Genomic DNA, 18,209 nt, shown 5'->3' on the forward strand with positions numbered 1-18,209 from the left:
TGCGAGGCGCTCCATGCAACGACGTTCGTTCCTGGCCGGTCTGACGGCCGTCCTGATCGGTCTGACCAGTCCGGCGGCAGAGGCCCAGGACAACGCCGCCGTCAAACCGCTGCGGATGCTGTTCGTGACGCAGAGCGTCGGCTTCAAGCACAGCTCGGTGACCCGCCGGGACCCGGGAATGCTTTCCCCCGCCGAGATCGCCCTCACGGAGCTCGGCCAGAAGACTGGGCTCTTCAAGGTCGACTGCACGCAGGACTGCGCGAACGACTTCAAGAAGGCGATCCTCGAGAAGTACGACATCGTCGGCTTCTACACGACCGGCAACCTGCCGATCGCGGACGAGGACAAGGCGTACTTCTTCGGCGAGTGGATCAAGCAGAAAGGGCACGGCATCCTGGGCTTCCACTCCGCCGGCGACACCTTCCACGACTACGAGCCGTACTGGGACCTGATGGGGGGGACGTTCATCGGCCATCCGTGGGGCTCGGGGAACGTCGTCACGTTCACGGGGCATGATCCGGAGAACCCGATCGCGAAGCCGTTCGGGAAGGAGTTCACGATCAAGGACGAGATCTACATGTACCGCCACTGGCAGCCGGAGAAGTGCCGCGTGCTGCTGAGCCTCGACTACTCCAAGAGCCCGACGGGCTCGGACGTGAACACCGGCTTCGGCTATCACGTCCCTCTGGCGTGGGTGAAGAAGGTGGGGGAGGGGAAGCTGTACTACAACAACCTCGGCCACAACGAGACGAGCTGGACGAATGCCGCCTACCTGGAGTCGATCACGAACGCCGTGAAGTGGTTCCGCGGCGAGATCGAAGTCGACGCCACCCCGAACCCGGAGGTGTCCAAGGCCTATGAGGAGAAGTCGAAGAAGGACTTCGAGGCAGGCGAGTTCAAGGGGAAGGCAAAGTAGGAGGGACGAGGTCTCAGGGGCCAGGTCTCAAGTATTCAGTCAGAGGCCGGCGGAGTCGGTGACTCTGGTCTGGCGAAGAGTCTGTGGGACTCGAACGGCTGAACCGTTCGAGCCCTCCCCTTGAGACTTGTCACTTGAGATTTCCGACTTCCCGCTATCCAGGGTCGCGTGGCGAAACAGGCAGACGCAAGGGACTTAAAATCCCTCATCCCGAAAGGGGTATACGGGTTCGATTCCCGTCGCGACCATTGTCCGTGTTTGGGTTGTTCACTTCATCGGGGCGGGCTCGGTCTTCGTCGGTACTGGTGACGGCGCGGGGTATTGCTTCGGTCCGGCGGGTTCAGAGAACCGCATTCCCCAGTTGCCGTCGTCCCACGTGAGGGGCTGTCGTCTCGCTTCCGTGAACCGCTGGAGCCATTCCGCCTCCGTCATCTTCGGTTCCGACGGCGGCCGTCCCACTGGCAGATTCAGGTGCATCTCGACGACCTCTTCGTCCTGGCAGACCGCTGCGGCGATGAGCGCGGCGTCGGCGCGGCTGGAGATCTGGCCGGTGATCGTGACGTTCCCGTCCTTGACGGCGACTTCCATTTCCCGCGTCCTGATCTTGCCTACTCGCTCAAGCTCCTCGAACGCCGTCGCGAGCCGTTTCGCCAAGGCCAGGTTGTCGGCCGCGGCGCTCTCCTGAAGACCCCAGGCGAGCGAGAACAGAATCAGGATCGTTGTGCGAAGCATGGGCGGCCTCCCTGTGGACTGCCGAAGAGTCTCCGCGAGCCAACCGCCGGGTCAAGAGCGACTTCGCGTCTCCAGCGACTCTGTCTGACCGTCGACGGGTTTCCGGCTCGTTCGGCCCGCTTGGCGTTCTGGCCCTCGGGATGCGCTTTCCGCACCATCGTGTCGGTAAGATGGAGTCCGCAGTCTCCCCCTCACCGAGGACAGTCCGATGATCCCGAGTGCCAAAGCGTTCCCTTGCTGGCTTCCCATGGGTTTCTGTGCGGCGCTGTCGCTGATCGCGCTCGTCACGCACGTCGTCAGTTCGGACGCGTGGGTCACTCCTTTCCTCGCGTTCCTGCCGATGGCGTTCTTCATGTCGGGGGAGAGTGACCGGCAACTGCAGCTGCGGATCAGCGTTCTCGAAAAGCGGCTCGAGGAACTGGAAGGGGCCAAGTCGGCTGCGGCGATGTGAATCCGCGCGGTGGTGGCCATCCGAGGTCCCAGGGACGCAGCGCGGCCGGTCTTACTCTTTGGCCGCGGGGAGCCAGCGGACCTTGTAGAGCCGCTCTCCCGGGACGTCGGTCGTAGTCGGAGGCGTGAGGGACTGGAGGGATGCGGACCACCACTGTTCTTCGCCCGCCTGGATGAAGAAGGTCTTGCCGGAGGCGGGATGGATGGCGACCGCTTTCACGTGCGGCCGGTCTTTCAGTTCGGGGTGCGGGCGGAACTCGCGGGTGTCGCGATTGAACAGCGAGACCGTCTTGTGTGACGTCACCACGAGGTCGGCGGTGCCGGGGACCGGTTGCAGGTCGTGGCCCCCTTCGTCCGGCAGGGGCCAGGTCTGCTCCTGCTTCAGCGACGGAGTCTTCGAGTCCCACGCGTCGAGGCGATAGCGCCGCAGCTCATTGAGCCCGATGGCCCAGAGCGAGTCCCGATCGGCGTCCCAGACGACGCCGTGGGCGGAGAGGAGCGGGGTGGAGCCGATCGGTTCCTCGGAGCGGGAGAGATCGAACAGGACGAGACGGTTCCCTGCCGCGTTCGTCGAACTGGCGACGACGACGCGGTCGGCCGGCAGCAGTTCGATCGAGTGGGCGTTCGGGACGCGGGCGGACCAGCGGACCGCGCCGGAGGGATAGTCGACCAGCGCGCAGCCTCCTCCCGACGAGGTGATGAGGATCTGCCGGCCGTCGCGGATCGGCTTGCAGTCGTCGGTCGTCCCGAACGCTTTCACGAGCGCTGCGGGAAGCGTCTTCTGATCGCGGGCCCGCCAGCTCCATCGCTTCTCCAGCTTCTCCGATGCGGTCGCCTCCGGAGCGATCACGAAGACCTCGTCCATTCCGCAAAGGAGGATGAGGTCGGCGTGCGCCGGTGAGCCGAGCAGGAGCAGCGGAACGAAGAGAACAAGAAACGGGAGAGGGAGGGGGAGGAACCGACGCATGCGAGAAGTCCTTGGGGATCGCTCGGCCGGGCCGGTGAGCCAACGGACGGAGTCGATACCGGATTTCTGCGTCTCGCGGCCGCGTTTGCAATCTCGACCGCCCAAATTTGATCGGGCACCGTGTCCGCCGAAGGGGCGGTGCGGCATCGCGGGCGGGATCAAAACGGAAGGACCTGCCGATCAGATCGGGACCGGACCGGCGGAAGCGAAGGAGAAACGACGCCCGGAGACGGGAACAGAGCGTGTAGGGCCAACCACAGCTCCGCTCAACCATCCCCGGGCAGCTTACACTATCGACAAAACGGGGTCCGGGAATCACCTGATGAACACCCGGACCCTCACAAACGGACAAACCGACCAACCGGTATGCCTGACGGACACGGCCCTCCGGACCGCGACGGTTCCGTGGGGCCGCTGGCCCGCGTGCCGTCAGGCATTCATTGCGGATCGGTAAGGTTTCTCATAGGTTGCTCGCTAATCGATGGGCCGCTCGACAACCCCGGCTTGGGGAGTCCGCTTCGCCCGCCGATCCCCTCTTCTGCTCCTGCGCTCGCGGCCTCTCCATGTCCATCTCTGTCTCCTGCGGCGATTGCGGCCGGGCGTATCGCGTGAGCGACTCCCTGGCCGGACGGACGTTTCGCTGCAAGTCCTGCGGCGCGGCCGTGGCCGTCCGGTCCGGCGATAAGCCTCCTCTCGAAGAGACGGACTTCTCCTCCGACGAGTTCGAAGACATCCCCGCTCCCGCGCCGCCCCCTCGCAAGACGGTCTCGCGGAAGACGTCCAAGAAGGGGAAGAAGTCCGAACCGGCTCTCACCGTCCCGGTGCGGGTGGCGCTGGGATTGATCGGGGGCGGCCTGGGGGTGGCCGTCCTGATCGGCGTGCTGAACGGCCACGGCTCGTCGAACCGTCCGATCTTCGGTCCGGCTCCGTTCGCCACCGTGAACGCCCCGCCGCCCCCCCCGCCGGTTGCGGCGGGACCGGGACCGGGGGCGGTGGCCGCAGCGGTCCCGCAGTCGCAGTTCCGGGCGTTTCCCGAACTGGGGCCCGCTGGAGCGATCGGCGGATCGCCGGTCGGACTCCACCGCGTGGACTTCGCGAGCGTTCCGCAGACCCCCGGCGCGCCCGCCAGGACGATGAAGCTGCGGGTCTATCTGCCGGCGGGCGAGCTGGCCCCGCAGTCGATCCCGATGGTGCTCATCGCTCCCGCGGGGACGCCGATGATGTATGGCAACGACGTCGAGCTCGACAGCGACTATCACAAGGAGACGCTGCCGTACGCCGAGGCGGGGATGTGCGTCGTGAACTATTCGCTCGACGGTCCGCTCAACACCGACAACCCGACGGGCTACCAGTTCCGGGCCGCCCACCAGCAGTTCGACGCGGCCCAGGCGGGGGTCCTCAACGCGCGGAACGCGCTGGAGTTCGCACTGGCCCGCATCCCGGCGGTCGATCCCCGCCGGATCTATTCGGCGGGGCACAGCTCGGCGGCGACCCTCTCGCTGCTGGTCGCGGCGCACGAGCCCCGTGTCGCCGGCTGCATCGCGTACGCGCCCTGCACCGATGTCGCCCTGCATTGCCAGGAGGCCCTGCAGGACCCGGTGATCCGACGAGCGGTCCCCAACCTCGAGGCGTTCCTGGTCCGGTCGTCCCCGAAGACGCACGTCGCCGCGATCCGCTGCCCGACGTTCCTGTTCTACGCGAACGACGATTCGATCACGCCGCTGGCCCGGAACCGCCCGTTCATCCAGGAGCTCCAGGCGAAGAATCCTCAGACGACCTTCGTCGACGTCCCCGTGGGGAACCACTACGACTCGATGATCGACGAAGGGATCCCGCGGGCGATCGCCTGGCTGACCGAGAAGACGCCCGCCCTGCCGGCTCCGCCGGAGGCTCCCGCGTCGATTCCCCCTTCCGCTCCCGCGACCACGACGGCACCCACCCCGGCCGCCCCGGCCGGTTTCTGACGCGATTCCGGGCGTCCCGGGACCGTAGCAATTTCATGCGGCGGCGGTCCGGACGGATGCAATTCCCGGTCTCGGAATGGGTTGCGTCGTAATGTCTCTTCTTTCACTTCTGTAAGATATTGGCCTCGCGGCAAGGACCTGCGAGCTAGGCTTGAGGGCCGTGGGAACGCGGCGTTGCGCCTCTGCGCGTCAACACTTCCTTGAGCGTCGCATGAACCTTCCACTCCCGACTTCCGAAGCCGAGGTTCTCCCGGTTTCGCCGATCACACGGACTGTCGTCGTCTGGTTCCTGGCGGCGACGGTCGTGATGTGCGGCCTCGGCCTGCTGATCCATCGCGGGGTTCAGCACCTGCTGGACGAGGCGGACCAGATTGCGAAGACGCACGAGTTCATTGCGCTCGTCAACGACACGATGTCGCACGTCAAGGATGTCCAGTCGGCCCAGCGGGGTTACCTGCTGACGGGCGAGCGGGAGTATCTGGAGCCGTATCACGTCGCCTTGCCAGTGATTCTCCGCAACCTGGACCGGCTCCGCGAGAAGGCGGGCGGGGATCCGGTGCTGCTCGACATGCTGGCCAAGTGGCGGACGCTGATCGACGATCGCGTCATCGTGGCCCGGAACATTCTGGAGACCTTCCGCGAAGACGGGGCCGAGGCGGCCGTGGCGGAGCTCCGTCTGGGGCAGGGACGGGCCAAGATGGCCGAGGTCCGGGCGATGGCGGCCGAGATCGAGGCGGCGCAGAGCAACCGTCTGGCGGAAGGGATCGCCACGACGGCGGCCTCGACCCGGATCACCTTTCTGATCTCGGTCGGCGGGTTCATCATCTGCCTGGGGATTCTAGGGGGCGTCTTCTGGGTCGTGCGTCGGGAGACGCTGCGGCGGACGCAGACCGAGGAGGTGCTGCAGCAGTCGCACCAGGAGCTCGAGGACTCCCTCGCCGACCTCCGCCGGCTGACGACCGAGACCGCCGTCGTCACGACGATGGCCGACTTCCTTCAGACGTGCCAGAGCCCTAAGGAGGCGTATGCGATCATCGGCCGGAACATCCCGCGGCTGCTGCCGGGGGTGTCGGGCTCGATCGGGATCATCAGCAACTCGCGGAACCTCGTGGAGATCGTTTACTCCTGGGGGGACGACACGACGTTCAGCGGCGACTTCCATCCGGACGACTGCTGGGGGCTGCGGCGGGGCCGGCTGCACAACGTGTCGGACACCGAAGGCTGCGAGCCGCTCTGCGGTCATCTTCTGACGGTCCCTCAGGGATACCTGTGCCTGCCGATGGTGGCGCATGGCGAGACCCTGGGAGTGCTGTCGATCACCTCCACCCGCAGCGGCGGATTGACGGATGAGGAGCAGAAGGCGGCCAGGACGATCGCGGAGCAGGCGTCGCTGGCGCTGGCGAACCTGCGGTTGCAGGAGGCGCTGCGGGTCCAGTCGATCCGCGATCCGCTGACGGGGTTGTTCAACCGGCGGTACCTGGAGGCGTCGCTGGAGCGGGAGCTGATCCGGGCGCGGCGGCAGGACCAGTCGGTGGCGGTGGTGATGATCGACATCGACCACTTCAAGCAGTTCAACGATACGCACGGCCACGAGGGGGGGGATGCGCTCCTTTCGAACTTCGGGAAGCTGTTGTCCCAGACCGTGCGGGGCGAGGACATTCCGTGCCGGTATGGCGGGGAGGAGTTCTGCCTGATCCTGCCGGGGGCGAACGAGAACGTGGCGGTTCAGCGGGCGGAGACGATCCGCGAGGCGCTGAAGAAGATGACGGTGCGGTATCGCCAGAAGCCGCTGGGGCCGGTGACGTTGTCGGCCGGCGTGGCGGTGTTCCCGGAGCACAGCGAGTTCGGGGATGCGATCCTGCAGGCGGCGGACATGGCTCTGTATCGGGCGAAGAAGCTGGGTCGCGACCAGGTGATCGTGGCCGGGACGGAGGACGTGAAGCCGGTGGCGGCATCGGTGTCGCCGCCCGCTCCGAACGATCTTGAGAACGTGCTGCTGGCGGTCATGGGCCCGAACGGAAACGCCTGCTGCCACCACGAGGAGCTCACGGCAACGACGGCGGAATAACCGTCCTTGCCGGCGCAGCGTCTTAGCTCAAACCCAACGTGCCACGGCCGCCGGGGTCAAGGGGGCAACCCCTTGCCGCCGGAGGCACTTCCCTGAGGAACCGTGGTACGCAACGGACGGCCCCTTTGTGGGACCGGCGTTGAGGACTCACCGCTCGCTTCGCACTCCCCGCGTGTTGATGTTAGGGCATCCGGCATGGCGTCCGCGTTTGGATACGGTCTCCTTCAGACATCTCTCGACGAGAGGGCCTCCGGCGGGCAATGGGCATTCTGCCCCCTGCACCCCCTGACCAGGGTGCCCCTGGACCCGGTTCTTGGCGCGGACGCGATCGGCACTTTGCCTACTTCTCCTCCGCCTGAGGCAACACCTCAATCACCACGGACTCGATCCGACCCGAGAACGGATTCGGCGCCTCATACAAACCCACCGCCCCCCCGGCATCGCGGCCGACCTCAAGGCCATCCAGCGGCTTCCTGTCGATGAGCGTCGCAGCGACCGGACCACCCACTTCCTGACCGTCGATCGACAGCGTCAGGCGCCCCTTCGTCGTCAACAACCCCTCAAGCGTGTGCGGACCCTTCAGCGTCTCCGCCCCACTGACATCGAACGCCTGATTGTCCGCCCGGACACGGAACACCGGCTTGCCGTCCACGAGATAGAGGGCGAAACCGATCGCCGCGCCCCCTTGAGCGACAATCACCCCCTGGCCAGGCGCCTCCGCGACCTCGACCTTCGCGGTGACGCGAAGGCCCCGATTGCCGACGGCGGGCGAAGCGGCGCGGTTCAGCTTGTCCCCCGCCTTGAGCTCGAACCGCCGCCGCGAGGGGCCGGTCTCCTCCGCCGACTGCGCGCCGCGCCAGGTGCCGAGCGGCAGGACGTTGGCACGGGCCGCATAAGCATCCCACTGGGCCGCCATCGTCCGGGCCCGCTCCGGCTCCGCGGCCGCGAGGTTGTTGGACTCCGTCCGGTCGCGGTCAATGTCGTACAGCTCCCACGGCTGGTTCTCCTTGGCGACCAGCTTCCATCGGCCGTCCCGGACGGCGCGGTTCCCTTCGTGCTCCCAGAAGAGCGGCTGCGGTCGGTCAAGGGACCGGCCATGGAAGGCGGAGACGAGGCTCACGCCCTCGCGAGGCTTGATCGCATGCCCGTCAAATCCCGCGGGGTAAGCCGCGTTCGCGACATCGACGCAGGTGGCCATGACGTCGATGAGGTGGCCGGGCTGACGTTCGAGCGCCCCCTTGCGGTCCGCGGCGACGGCGGCGGGCCAGCTCATGACGAGCGGGGTCGAGATCCCCCCTTCATGAACCCAGCGCTTGTACTCCCGGAACGGCGTGTTGCTGACGTTCGCCCAGCCGCGGCCGTAGGCGATGTAGGTGTCGGCCGGGCCGGGAAGGACGCCGGGGCCGGTCTTGACCCAGCGGCCGTCCCGGGTCTGCATCGGCGGGAGGATCTTGGGCTGGAGCCCGTCGTCGCCGAGCGGCTTGAGGTCCGACGGCCCGTTCCCGTTGGCATTCCGGCCGATGACCTCCGCGCAGCCGCCGTTGTCCTGCAGGAAGAGGATGATCGTGTTGTCGAACTCGCCGGTCTCCTTGAGGTGCGAGACGATCCGGCCGATGCCGGCGTCCATGTTGTCGACCATCGCGGCGAAGACCTCCATGCAGCGGGCCTCCCACGCCTTGTCGGAGACCGCCGACCAGTCCTCGGCCGGGGGGCTGAGCGGGGTCTCCTGCGGGACGAGGCCGCTCGCCTTCATCCGCTCCAGCCGGGCCGCGCGGTGCGGCTGGTAGCCGTCGTCGAACCGGCCGCGGTACCTGGCGATGTCCTTCTCCAGGGCATGCATCGGCCAGTGGGCGGCGGTGTAGGCGAGGTACAGGAAGAACGGCTTGTCGGCGGACTCGGCGTGGTGCTGGGCCAGGTAGCGGACCGCGTTGTCCGAGAGGGCGTCGGTGTAGTAGTAGGTCTCGGGGCGGTACTCGGGATCGTTGACCGGCGTGACGTACTGGTTCTGGCGGCAGAGGGTCGTGGGGTCGTAGAAGCTGCCGGCGCCGGTGATGGTGCCGTAGAACTTGTCGAAGCCCCGCTGGACCGGCCAGTTCGACTTGTCCCCGTTGGGGGCGATCTGCTCGGTGACGTGCCACTTGCCGCACATGTAGGTGCGGTAGCCGGCGGTGCGGAGGACTTCCGCGATGGTGACCGACTCGCGGTTCAACGTGCCGCGGTAGCCGTCGTGGCCGCGGTCGTTCGTCATGTGCCCGATCCCCGCCTGGTGGGGATAGAGTCCCGTCAGGAGGGAGGCGCGGGTTGGGCAGCAGCGGGCGGTGTTGTAGAACTGGGTGAAGCGAACACCCCCGGCGGCGAGGGCGTCGAGGTTCGGCGTCTGGATCTCTCCGCCGTAACAGCCGATGTCCGAGTAGCCCATGTCGTCGCCGAGGATGACGATGACGTTGGGCCGGCGGGGCGGGGCGGCGGCGGCGGCGTTGGCGATCGGGGCGACGGCTGCGATCAGGGCGAGGCAGATCGTCGGAAAGGGAATTCGCATGGCGGCGCTCGTGGGGCGTCGGGAATCAAAAGTGCGTTCCGCGTCAGGATGATTCCTGGCGGTTCGGGACGCCACCGTGGAGGGAGAGGATCGCCCCCTCAACCCTCGTCGGGATACTCGATCATCGCGAGCTCCCGCGTGTCCCCTTCGATCAGCACCTTGAGATAGATGTACTCCTTGAGGAGCCGGCCCCCTGGCAGCATGCGGCGCATCACGTTCGGAGTCGCAAAGTAGACCTCTTTGCCCTGCGTGATCCGATTCGGAATCCGCAGCGGGATCTGCCCGGCGGTCGTCTGCTGCTGGAGCGCCGCGCCGATTTTCAACTCGTCCTCGTCGTCGCTCTGCGGCTGGAAGCCGTCCAGGCGTTCGCAGATCGTGCGGAGGGACTCGAGGTGCGCGGGAGAGGTGTCGGCGCTCATGGTGAAGACGACGAAGGCGGCCGAGAACGTCGCCCCGTTGTTCCGGTCATAGAGGACCGGATCGGCGAACAGGATACGGGCGACGACGGTCCGTCCCCGCTCCTTCAGCCGCGCCTGCTGCCGGCCGAACTGCCAGGTGATGTAGGCCAGGAAGGCGGCCAGCGCGGCCGGGAGACCGAGACAGACCCACCCCCAGATCGGCATACGTCACCCCGAGGCACTCAGGTTTCGTTCGATCGCCCGACAGCACGCACCAGAACTACCGGAGTCGGCGCGCGGTTTCCAGTGGGTTGACGACGGGGCTCGCTTCGTGGACTCATTGTTGTTCATCGCCGGGTTCAGAAGGGCGGTCGGTGATCCAGGGGCGCGGCTGTTACGAGCGCTCCGGCGGGAGCTTCACGTCGCGGAGGATCGATCGCCAGGTGTAGGCCTGGCCGAGGTGCGGGCGGCCGTCTTCGACGAACAGGCTCAGCAGGGCTGCCGTGAGGAATGTGGTTACGCAGGGGAGGGGAATCGAGAGCAGGATCGTCGGGCCGCGCGGCATCTGGAACGACTCGCTTGTGATGCCGAACAGTTCGCGGGCCACGGCAACCAGTTCCCGCGCCCAGCTCCATGAGACCGAGACCGCGAGGCCCACGGCGACCGCGATCGCGACCGATCGGCTCGTGCACCGCGGCAGGAACATCCCGATGAAGAACATCGCCGCCAGAGGGCCGACGAACAGATTGAAGAACTTCGGCATCATGTCGATGATTGTCAGGTTCTGCGACTGCGAGATGTAGGCGATGAACCCCGCGTTGAGCGACACCGCCAGCGCGATCCACAGGCTGAGCTGCCGTACGAAACCGAGCTGACGCTTTTTCCCCTCGTTTCCTTCATCGCCGGTTTCGTTCGATCGCAGGAGGTCGGTCGTCACGACGGCCGTGATCGAGTTCGCTCCCGACTCCAGCGTCTGGATGGCGTCGCACAGGAAGGCCGAGATGATGAGGCCGGCGCAGCCGACGGGGAGGTGCGTCGCCAGGAACGTTGGAAAGAGCTTGTCGGCTGAGCTCTCGAGCGTCCATCCGCTTGGCAGCTGCCCGGCGTTCATTCGGTAGTACTGCAGCAGGGCCAGACCGCAGAGCGAGAGGAGCAGGATCATCAGGAGGTCGGTGGCGACGTTGATGTAGTAGCTCCGTCGGGCCGCCCCGAGAGAGGGGGTGGAAAAATATCGCTGGAGCACGACCTGGTCGGAGCCGTGCGTGCAGATGGTCCAGAAGAAGTTGTGAAGCATCGCCGTCAGGAGCGTCACTCGGACGGTCAGGTCCATGCTGTAGAGCGGCAGCGGCGGGTGGTGGATGCCGTTCGAGCGGGCGGTCTGGATCCAGTCGACGGGGCTGGTCCCCGTGGCGGCAATGACGCCGCCGATGACCATCAGGGCTCCCAGGACCAGGAGGCCGCACTGGAGGACGTCGGTCCAGATCACCGCCTGGATCCCGCCGACGGCGGTGTAGACCGCGGCCACGATCCCGACGCAGCCGATCCACCAGTAGAGGTCGGGACCGGGGAGCCATTCGAGGTCGGGCCCTTTCACGCGGTCGAGGGCCATTGAGGCGGCGTAGACGACCATGCTCATCCAGCCCATCCGCAGCAGAACGAACAGCGTCGCCCCCAGGGTCCGCAGCCGGCGGCTGAAGCGCCGTTCCAGGTACTCGTAGGCGCTCGTCAGCCCCAGTCGCATGTAGAACGGGATCCACAAGCGCGTCACGACGAGGAGCGAGAGGGGGAGGGCGAGGTACCCGGCGTAGAAGCCGATGCCGTTCTTGATGACTTCTCCGGGCGCGCCGAGGTAGGAGAGCGTGGAGAAGAGGGTTGCCAGGATGCTCAGGCCGACGGCGAACCACGGGATCCGGCGGCCGCCGACGAAGAAGTCCTCGGCCGATCCCTGCCGGCGGCTGAACCAGACGGCGATGCCGAAGGTCACCGCGAGGTAGAGCACGATGGCCGCGAAGTCGAGTCCCCGGAGACCGGTCTGAAGCGGGAGTTCCGACTCCGGCATGCTGACGCTCTCTTCGGAAGAGTGTCCCTTCCCGTCGGCGTAGGGGAGAGGGGAGGGCAGGATACGGCCGCGGCAGACGAGCGAGCTGACGCAGGGGCGATTCTGACGAGTCGCTGCCGATTTGCACCTCTGAAGGGGAACCTCCAGTCGGCGGGGGGATTGGCCGAGGCGGGGGTGGTGAGGGCAAAGTCTCTCGTCGCGCTGGCTCGAACCGCGTCCTTGCCGGCGCAGCGTCTTAGCTCAAACCCAACGTGCCACGGCAACTGGGGTCAGGGGTCAAGAAAACAACACAGGCCCCCTTGCCGCCGGAGGCGCTTCCATGGGGAACCGTGGGACACAACGAGCGTCCCCTTTGTGGTACCAGCACTGAGGACTCCCTCAACCGACACCGGTTGCCTTGCACTCCCCGCGTCATAGGTGAGGGGGCATCCGGCGCGGTGTCCGCGCTTGGACACGATCTCCTTCAGACATCTTCCGACGGCCAGGCCTCCGGCGGGCAAGGGGGTGTGACCCCCTTGCATCCCCTCACCAGGGGCTGGGCCCCTGGACCCCGGTTCGGCTGGGCACGGATGTGAGGCCCCTGCAACGGTCGCTTTGGATCAACGAGAGATGCGCTGAACCGAATACGAACCGGACGACGACGGCGACCACTCCCTCACCGTATGAGGCGTCGGCAGGAGCGGCGGCTCGGCGATGAACGTATCCAGCCGCCGCTCGACCAGAGTCTTGGTCGCATCCGCCTGCCGCGCACGCTCGATCCGGATCACACGGCTCCGGTATCCATAAAACAGCAACCCGATCGCCCCCGCGCTGCCCGAGAGCAGCTCCAGGGGCTCGGGGAGCGGGTCCCCCAGACTCATCCCGACCAGGACGCTGGAGACCAGCGCAATACTGAAACGGGAGACCAACGGGCCGTCCGGGGCGCCATCGGCAGCGGCATGGGACGAGGCGGTTGAGATCATGGACTTCCTCTTCGGGGGGCAGGGGGAAGGGGGCGGGCGGGGCGGAACATCGGCGCGGAACGCAGGGACGGCGCAGCGAAGGAGACAGGCCGGCGATGCTCACCGGTCTCTTCGAACGCGGAATCTGGGCTGGCCGTCGGCGCGCAACGGGAGCGCCGGCACGATTCTCATCGGACTTCAGGAATCCTGGGACAGGGCCGCGGGCCGGTCACCAGCGATCAGGGGGATTCGGATCCTTCCGAAATCGGCACGGTCTCCCTCGCCACGGCACAGAGTCCGCGGTCGGCGAGAAAGGAGGCCGGCGGGTCAAACGCGATCCAGGTTCGCTCCTTGAACGGGATGGCAGGACGATCGCAACGACCGTCGCCCGGGTGGAGGCTGTCGGCATGCAGCCTGACGACAGGAATGAGCGATCGGAATCAGGCCCACTCCGTCCCCGAGCGGAAACCTCTCAGGATTTCCGTCGGCTTTCCCTTGCTTCAAGGAGAACACCTCCAACGTAGATCCTGTTTGAAGTCGATGTCGCGGCGTCTAGCACAATTCTTCAAACCGGGCCAAAAAATCCCTCCAGAATTTCCCGGAGGTTCCGGGTCTTTACGGATTCCCCGGCTCGCACGAGTGAAGGTTGGAGAGTCGGCCGTCACCTCCTCCCGGCCGATGTCTGGGCCCGGGGCGTGAAGGAGCCGCCGCGGATGCCTGCCGACGACCTGCCGGAGGGGCCACCGGCGAGGGATCGGCAACTCCGAATCCATCGACGCGGGGTGCCGCTCCTCTGGGCAGCGGTGCTGAAAAGAGGGGGGACGGCGGACAGCCCCGGCGTCTGCGGCGAGAAGAATTGCAGGGTTCCGGGAATGTTCCTCCGGCGGCGCGGGGTTTGCTTCTCGCGAGGGCGACCCTTTGGAGTATGGGAATGAATTGGCGAGTCCTGACCTGCGGAATCCTGCTCGGCCTGATGGTCTGCCGGGTCGACACGCGGCTCGGCGCCCCCTCTCCGACCTGCATTGAGATCAAGATCGACGAATCGCTGTTCCAGGGCGATCCGCTGGACCCCGCCCCGGTCTATGACCTGTGGATGTGGGTCTGACGAGGCCTGGGGCCCGGCTTCTTCCGGAGCCCCGCTGTTCTGTCTTCCGCAGTCGCGGGGGCCGCCTGTTCTCGCGATTCTCCGACCGGATTCCGTCGTCAACGCCCCGAGGAGGCGAACCGCTCCCCCGACGGCCAGCTCGTTCTTGCCAAGGGTGGAAGGCCGGGGTATGACAAACGCGGGTCCACCGATGCCGACGGCCGACTCCAGGCATACCCGGTCTCCGCGCGCAGGAACCAGTGACCTACCGCCCTGACATCGACGGCTTGCGGGCAATCGCCGTTCTTCCTGTCCTCCTGTTTCATGCCAAGCTCGGCTTTACGGGGGGGTATGTTGGCGTCGACGTCTTCTTTGTCATTTCCGGGTATCTGATTACGTCCCTGATCCTGGCGGACCTTCGCCAGGACCGGTTCAGCTTCCTGACGTTCTGGGAACGCCGCGTCCGCCGGATCCTCCCGGCTCTGGCGGTGATGATTGTCGCGACCGTCGCCCTCGCCTGGCCGATCATGCTGCCGGACGACTTCAAGGAACTGTCGGCGTTCGTCGCCGCGCAGGCGGTCCTGGGGGCGAACTTTCTCTCCTGGGCGCGGACCGGGTACTTCGGCGGGACCGCGGAGACGAAGCCGCTCCTGCATCTGTGGTCGCTCGCCATTGAGGAGCAGTTCTACCTGCTCCTGCCGATCGTGGTCGCCCTCGTGTGGGGCCGCCGTCCCAGGGCGGTCGGCCCGGTCCTGGCGGCCTTCGCGGTCGCGACCTTCGGAGTCAGCGTGTTCCTGACGCACCTCGACCGGGGGGCGAGCTACTTCCTGATGCCGAGCCGGGCCTGGGAACTGCTCGCCGGCTCGCTGCTGTGCTTTGTGCCCGCCCCCTCGACGTCGCGACGGTGGCTGTCGGAAACGGCCGCGGCCATCGGGCTGGCGGCCATTGCCGTTTCGGCCTGGACCTACTCTCCCTCGACTCGCTTTCCCGGTGTCGCGGCGCTTGTGCCGTGCCTGGGGACGGTCGCCCTGATCTGGAGCGGGGCCGATCCGCGGAACCTCGTGCGGCGGCTGCTGGCGTGGGCTCCCTTCCGGGGGATCGGGTTGATCTCGTACTCCCTGTATCTCTGGCACTGGCCGCTCCTGGCGCTCGCCCGGTACTACGCCCTCGAACGGCCCGAGCCCGCCGTTCGCGCGGCGGTCCTGGGGGTGAGCGTTGTGGCGGCGATTGCCTCGTACTTCTTCGTCGAGCTGCCGTTCCGTCATCGCCGGGTCTTTGCGACGCGGCGCTCCGTCCTGCTGGCCGGCGCGGGTTGCCTCGCCACGATGATCGCCGCGAGCCTGACGGTGATCGGGTTGGGGGGGCTTCCGGGACGGTTCCCGCCGCAGGTGGTGGCTTACGCGAACGGCATTGGCGACACCGAGTTTCTCTGGGACCAGGGGCGGGGGGACATCGAGCGGGACGACCTGTTCGAGATCGTTCCGGAGTACCGCAGTCAGCCGGTGCACCTGCTGGTCTGGGGGGACAGCCACGCGAAGTCCATCGTCCCGATGATCCGGACGCTCTGTCGCGAGCACGGCAAGCGGGGGGTGGCGGCGACCTGTGCTTCGACCGCTCCGGTCCTCGATTACGTGAGCGACAATCCGTATTCGCTGCGGGAGCAGGCGCCGGCGTACAACCGCGCGGTCGTCGAGTACGTCGAGCGGAACCGGGTGCCGAATGTCCTCCTGGCGGCGTTCTGGGGGACGTACCCCGTCGCCTTCGACCCGGCGAACCCGAACGCGGACGAGATCCAGTGTCCGCTGGACGAGGGGCTCATGAAGACCGTCCAGCAACTCCAGGCGGCGGGGGCGCGGGTGTGGATCATGCGGCAGATCCCGACCTACATGGCGAACGTGCCGCAGGTGCTGGCGATTGCGGCCCTGAAGGGGGAACCGCCGCATCAGGTCGACCATCCGCTGCAGTGGCACCGCGACTGGCTGGTCCGGCACGACGCCCTGTTTGACACGCTGGAGACGAAGGGCGTGGTCAGCCTCGATCCCGTCGACCTGCTGCTCGACAACGAGTCTTACTGCCGGAATGAGAGCGGGGGGCATTCGCTGTACAGCGACGCGTACCACCTGTCGATCCGGGGGGCGGAATACATCCGGCCGCTGTTTGAGCCGATTTTCCAGGAGCCGGCGGTGGCCGAGGGGAGCCGGAGCGGCGCTCGGCGAGCGACGGCGATCACAAATTGAGAGCTGGGGGCAATCGCTCCGTTACACCTGACCGCTGGCTTTGGAATCCGCGCGGGTTGATGTGGCGGCATACGGCACGGTGTCCGCGCTTGGACACGCGCTCCTTCAGAGAGATCGAGACGAGAGGGCCTCCGGCGGGCAAAGGGGATTCTCCCCTCTGCACTCCCTGACCAGGGTGCCCCTGGACCCGATGAGGGCCAAATGACCCTGCGTTGCGCCGCTCTACCTTCCGCCTGAACCCCTTCCGCCTCCCTCACACGCTGGGAATTTTCATGCTGGTCGCGATACTTCCCGTTTTCCCTTTGAGTTTTGTCCGGAAAGCGTACGGTCATGGAAGCGGGAATCGTCGGTCTCCCGAACGTCGGCAAAAGCAGCCTCTTCAACGCGGTCACCTGCACACAGGCCGCTCAGGCCGCCAACTACCCCTTCTGCACCATCGAGCCCAATGAGGGCATGGTCAGCGTCCCGGACGACCGCCTCGACCGGATCGCCGCCTACTTCAAGCCCCAGAAGATCATCCCCGCCCAGATCAAACTGGTCGACATCGCCGGCATCGTCAAAGGGGCCAGCGAAGGGGAAGGACTCGGGAACAAGTTCCTGAGCCACATCCGCGAAGTCGACGCCATCGTCCAGGTGGTCCGCTGCTTTGCCGATCCGGACGTGATCCACGTCGCGGGCAAAGTCGACCCGGTCTCCGATATGGAGGTCATCGATACCGAGCTGATGCTGGCGGACATGCAGGTCCTGGAGAACACGCTTCCCAAGATCCAGCGGACCGCCAAGTCGGGCGACAAGGACGCCAAGCTGCGGGTCGAGATCATCGAGAAGTGCCTGGCCCGGCTCAACGCCGGGCAGCCGATCCGGGGTGGTGAGTTCGATCCGGCGGAGCTGAAGATCATTGCTCAGTACGGGTTCATGACCGCGAAGCCGATCCTGTATGTCGCGAACGTGGACGATACGGATGTGCTGGGCGAGGGGGACCTGGTGAAGCGGGTTCGGGAGTTTGCGGAGAAGCGCGGGGCGGACGTTGTTCCGGTGTGTGCGAAGTTTGAGTCGGAGCTGGCGGAGCTGGATCCGCCGGACCGGAAGGAGATGCTGGAGTCGGTGGGGTTGAAGGAGCCGGCGTTGTCGGCTCTGGCGCGGGCCGTGTATCACACGCTGGGGCAGCAGAGCTACTTCACCGCCGGCGAGAAGGAAGTCCGGGCTTGGACGGTTCCGGTGGGGGCGACGGCGCCGCAGGGGGCGGGGGTGATTCACACGGACTTTGAGCGGGGGTTCATCCGGGCGGAGGTTTATGCGCTGGATGATCTGGAGGCGCACAAGTCGGAGTCGGCGATTCGTGCGGCGGGCAAGCTGCGGGTGGAGGGGAAGTCGTATGTGATGAAGGATGGGGATATCTGTCACTTCTTGTTCAATGTTTAGGCGGTAGGCGGAAGGCTGAAGACGGAAGGTAGAGGAGCTCCCGCTCCGTTTTTCACCGGGGTCCAGGGGGTACCCCTGGTGGGGAGTGCAGAGGGGCAACGCCCCTTTGCCCGCCGGAGGCCTGGCCTGGCTCGATCTCCCTGAAGGAGCGCGTGTCCAAGCGCGGCCACCGTGCCGTATGCCCCCCTCACCAACCCGCGGGGATTGCAGGGCGAGCGGTGAGTCCTCAACGCCGGGACCACAAAGGGGACGTCCGTTGTGTCCCACGGTTCCTCATGGAAATGCCTCCGGCGGCAAGGGGGCGTGGCCCCCTTGACCCCGGCTGGCGAGTGACGTCGGGCCAGTATCGGGCGCCCGTCCGCCGGGCGCGATGTTCGAACAATTGACGGGCGCGTTCTTCCCTTTTGCCTTGGCGGCGATTGAGATACGCCC

13 protein-coding genes and 1 tRNA gene are annotated in these 18,209 nt (G+C 66.5%); 8 read left to right on the top strand and 6 right to left on the bottom strand.

The genetic code is table 11. From position 1 onward, the window contains the following. The first annotated feature begins 13 nt into the window (after window positions 1-13). On the top strand, window positions 14-916 hold the full coding sequence (locus VT03_RS23290; protein WP_075095222.1) for a ThuA domain-containing protein: 903 nt from the start codon (window positions 14-16) through the stop codon (window positions 914-916). A 162-nt stretch (window positions 917-1,078) separates the two neighbouring features. Then, window positions 1,079-1,164 (top strand) — tRNA-Leu (locus tag VT03_RS23295). A 19-nt stretch (window positions 1,165-1,183) separates the two neighbouring features. Here the strand turns inward: VT03_RS23295 and VT03_RS23300 are convergent. Further along, a complete protein-coding gene (locus VT03_RS23300) occupies window positions 1,184-1,648 on the bottom strand; it encodes a hypothetical protein (protein ID WP_075095223.1) in 465 nt (154 codons plus the stop codon). A 208-nt stretch (window positions 1,649-1,856) separates the two neighbouring features. Here VT03_RS23300 and VT03_RS23305 point away from each other — a divergent pair, with 208 nt between their 5' ends. Continuing rightward, window positions 1,857-2,099, top strand: coding sequence for a hypothetical protein (locus VT03_RS23305; RefSeq protein ID WP_156514709.1), 243 nt, complete (start codon window positions 1,857-1,859; stop codon window positions 2,097-2,099). Between the two features lie 51 nt (window positions 2,100-2,150). Here VT03_RS23305 and VT03_RS23310 read toward each other — a convergent pair whose 3' ends face one another. After that, window positions 2,151-3,065, bottom strand: coding sequence for a DUF6528 family protein (locus VT03_RS23310; protein ID WP_075095225.1), 915 nt, complete (start codon window positions 3,063-3,065; stop codon window positions 2,151-2,153). Window positions 3,066-3,628: 563 nt separating this feature from the next. Between VT03_RS23310 and VT03_RS23315 the strand changes: the two genes are divergently transcribed. Both VT03_RS23315 and VT03_RS23320 read left to right on the top strand, forming a co-directional pair. After that, complete coding sequence (locus tag VT03_RS23315; protein WP_082846459.1) at window positions 3,629-5,029, top strand: prolyl oligopeptidase family serine peptidase; 1,401 nt, start codon at window positions 3,629-3,631, stop codon at window positions 5,027-5,029. Between the two features lie 211 nt (window positions 5,030-5,240). Beyond that, the gene (locus tag VT03_RS23320; RefSeq protein ID WP_075095227.1) at window positions 5,241-7,097 is read left to right on the top strand and encodes a diguanylate cyclase; all 1,857 of its coding nucleotides are present in this window, start codon (window positions 5,241-5,243) and stop codon (window positions 7,095-7,097) included. A gap of 340 nt (window positions 7,098-7,437) precedes the next feature. On the opposite strand, the gene VT03_RS23325 is transcribed toward VT03_RS23320, so the two are convergent. From VT03_RS23325 to VT03_RS23340, 4 genes are all read right to left on the bottom strand, one after another. Then, window positions 7,438-9,636 (bottom strand): arylsulfatase, encoded by a 2,199-nt coding sequence (locus VT03_RS23325; RefSeq protein WP_075095228.1) that lies wholly within the window; start codon window positions 9,634-9,636, stop codon window positions 7,438-7,440. A 98-nt stretch (window positions 9,637-9,734) separates the two neighbouring features. Further along, window positions 9,735-10,259, bottom strand: a complete 525-nt coding sequence (locus VT03_RS23330) for a hypothetical protein (protein WP_075095229.1) — start codon at window positions 10,257-10,259, stop codon at window positions 9,735-9,737. 169 nt (window positions 10,260-10,428) lie between these two features. Beyond that, window positions 10,429-12,093, bottom strand: a complete 1,665-nt coding sequence (locus tag VT03_RS23335; protein ID WP_075095230.1) for a sodium:solute symporter family transporter — start codon at window positions 12,091-12,093, stop codon at window positions 10,429-10,431. A gap of 599 nt (window positions 12,094-12,692) precedes the next feature. Further along, window positions 12,693-13,055, bottom strand: a complete 363-nt coding sequence (locus VT03_RS23340) for a hypothetical protein (protein WP_075095231.1) — start codon at window positions 13,053-13,055, stop codon at window positions 12,693-12,695. A 910-nt stretch (window positions 13,056-13,965) separates the two neighbouring features. Here VT03_RS23340 and VT03_RS33755 point away from each other — a divergent pair. From VT03_RS33755 to ychF, 3 genes are all read left to right on the top strand, one after another. Next, on the top strand, window positions 13,966-14,139 hold the full coding sequence (locus VT03_RS33755) for a hypothetical protein (RefSeq protein WP_156514710.1): 174 nt from the start codon (window positions 13,966-13,968) through the stop codon (window positions 14,137-14,139). Window positions 14,140-14,378: 239 nt separating this feature from the next. After that, the gene (locus tag VT03_RS23345; RefSeq protein WP_075095232.1) at window positions 14,379-16,355 is read left to right on the top strand and encodes an acyltransferase family protein; all 1,977 of its coding nucleotides are present in this window, start codon (window positions 14,379-14,381) and stop codon (window positions 16,353-16,355) included. Between the two features lie 330 nt (window positions 16,356-16,685). Further along, window positions 16,686-17,777, top strand: a complete 1,092-nt coding sequence (gene ychF, locus VT03_RS23350; protein ID WP_075095233.1) for a redox-regulated ATPase YchF — start codon at window positions 16,686-16,688, stop codon at window positions 17,775-17,777. Window positions 17,778-18,209: the final 432 nt, after the last annotated feature.

The sequence above is a fragment of the Planctomyces sp. SH-PL14 genome (assembly GCF_001610835.1).
In the GTDB taxonomy this organism is placed as follows: domain Bacteria; phylum Planctomycetota; class Planctomycetia; order Planctomycetales; family Planctomycetaceae; genus Planctomyces_A.

Coding starts and splice junctions, on each gene's coding strand:
- ychF (WP_075095233.1), top strand. CDS start 16,686: ATGGAAGCGGGAATCGTCGGTCTCCCGAACGTCGGCAAAAGCAGCCTC.
- VT03_RS23340 (WP_075095231.1), bottom strand. CDS start 13,055: ATGATCTCAACCGCCTCGTCCCATGCCGCTGCCGATGGCGCCCCGGAC.
- VT03_RS23325 (WP_075095228.1), bottom strand. CDS start 9,636: ATGCGAATTCCCTTTCCGACGATCTGCCTCGCCCTGATCGCAGCCGTC.
- VT03_RS33755 (WP_156514710.1), top strand. CDS start 13,966: ATGAATTGGCGAGTCCTGACCTGCGGAATCCTGCTCGGCCTGATGGTC.
- VT03_RS23300 (WP_075095223.1), bottom strand. CDS start 1,648: ATGCTTCGCACAACGATCCTGATTCTGTTCTCGCTCGCCTGGGGTCTT.
- VT03_RS23305 (WP_156514709.1), top strand. CDS start 1,857: ATGATCCCGAGTGCCAAAGCGTTCCCTTGCTGGCTTCCCATGGGTTTC.
- VT03_RS23310 (WP_075095225.1), bottom strand. CDS start 3,065: ATGCGTCGGTTCCTCCCCCTCCCTCTCCCGTTTCTTGTTCTCTTCGTT.
- VT03_RS23330 (WP_075095229.1), bottom strand. CDS start 10,259: ATGCCGATCTGGGGGTGGGTCTGTCTCGGTCTCCCGGCCGCGCTGGCC.
- VT03_RS23335 (WP_075095230.1), bottom strand. CDS start 12,093: ATGCCGGAGTCGGAACTCCCGCTTCAGACCGGTCTCCGGGGACTCGAC.
- VT03_RS23315 (WP_082846459.1), top strand. CDS start 3,629: ATGTCCATCTCTGTCTCCTGCGGCGATTGCGGCCGGGCGTATCGCGTG.
- VT03_RS23320 (WP_075095227.1), top strand. CDS start 5,241: ATGAACCTTCCACTCCCGACTTCCGAAGCCGAGGTTCTCCCGGTTTCG.
- VT03_RS23290 (WP_075095222.1), top strand. CDS start 14: ATGCAACGACGTTCGTTCCTGGCCGGTCTGACGGCCGTCCTGATCGGT.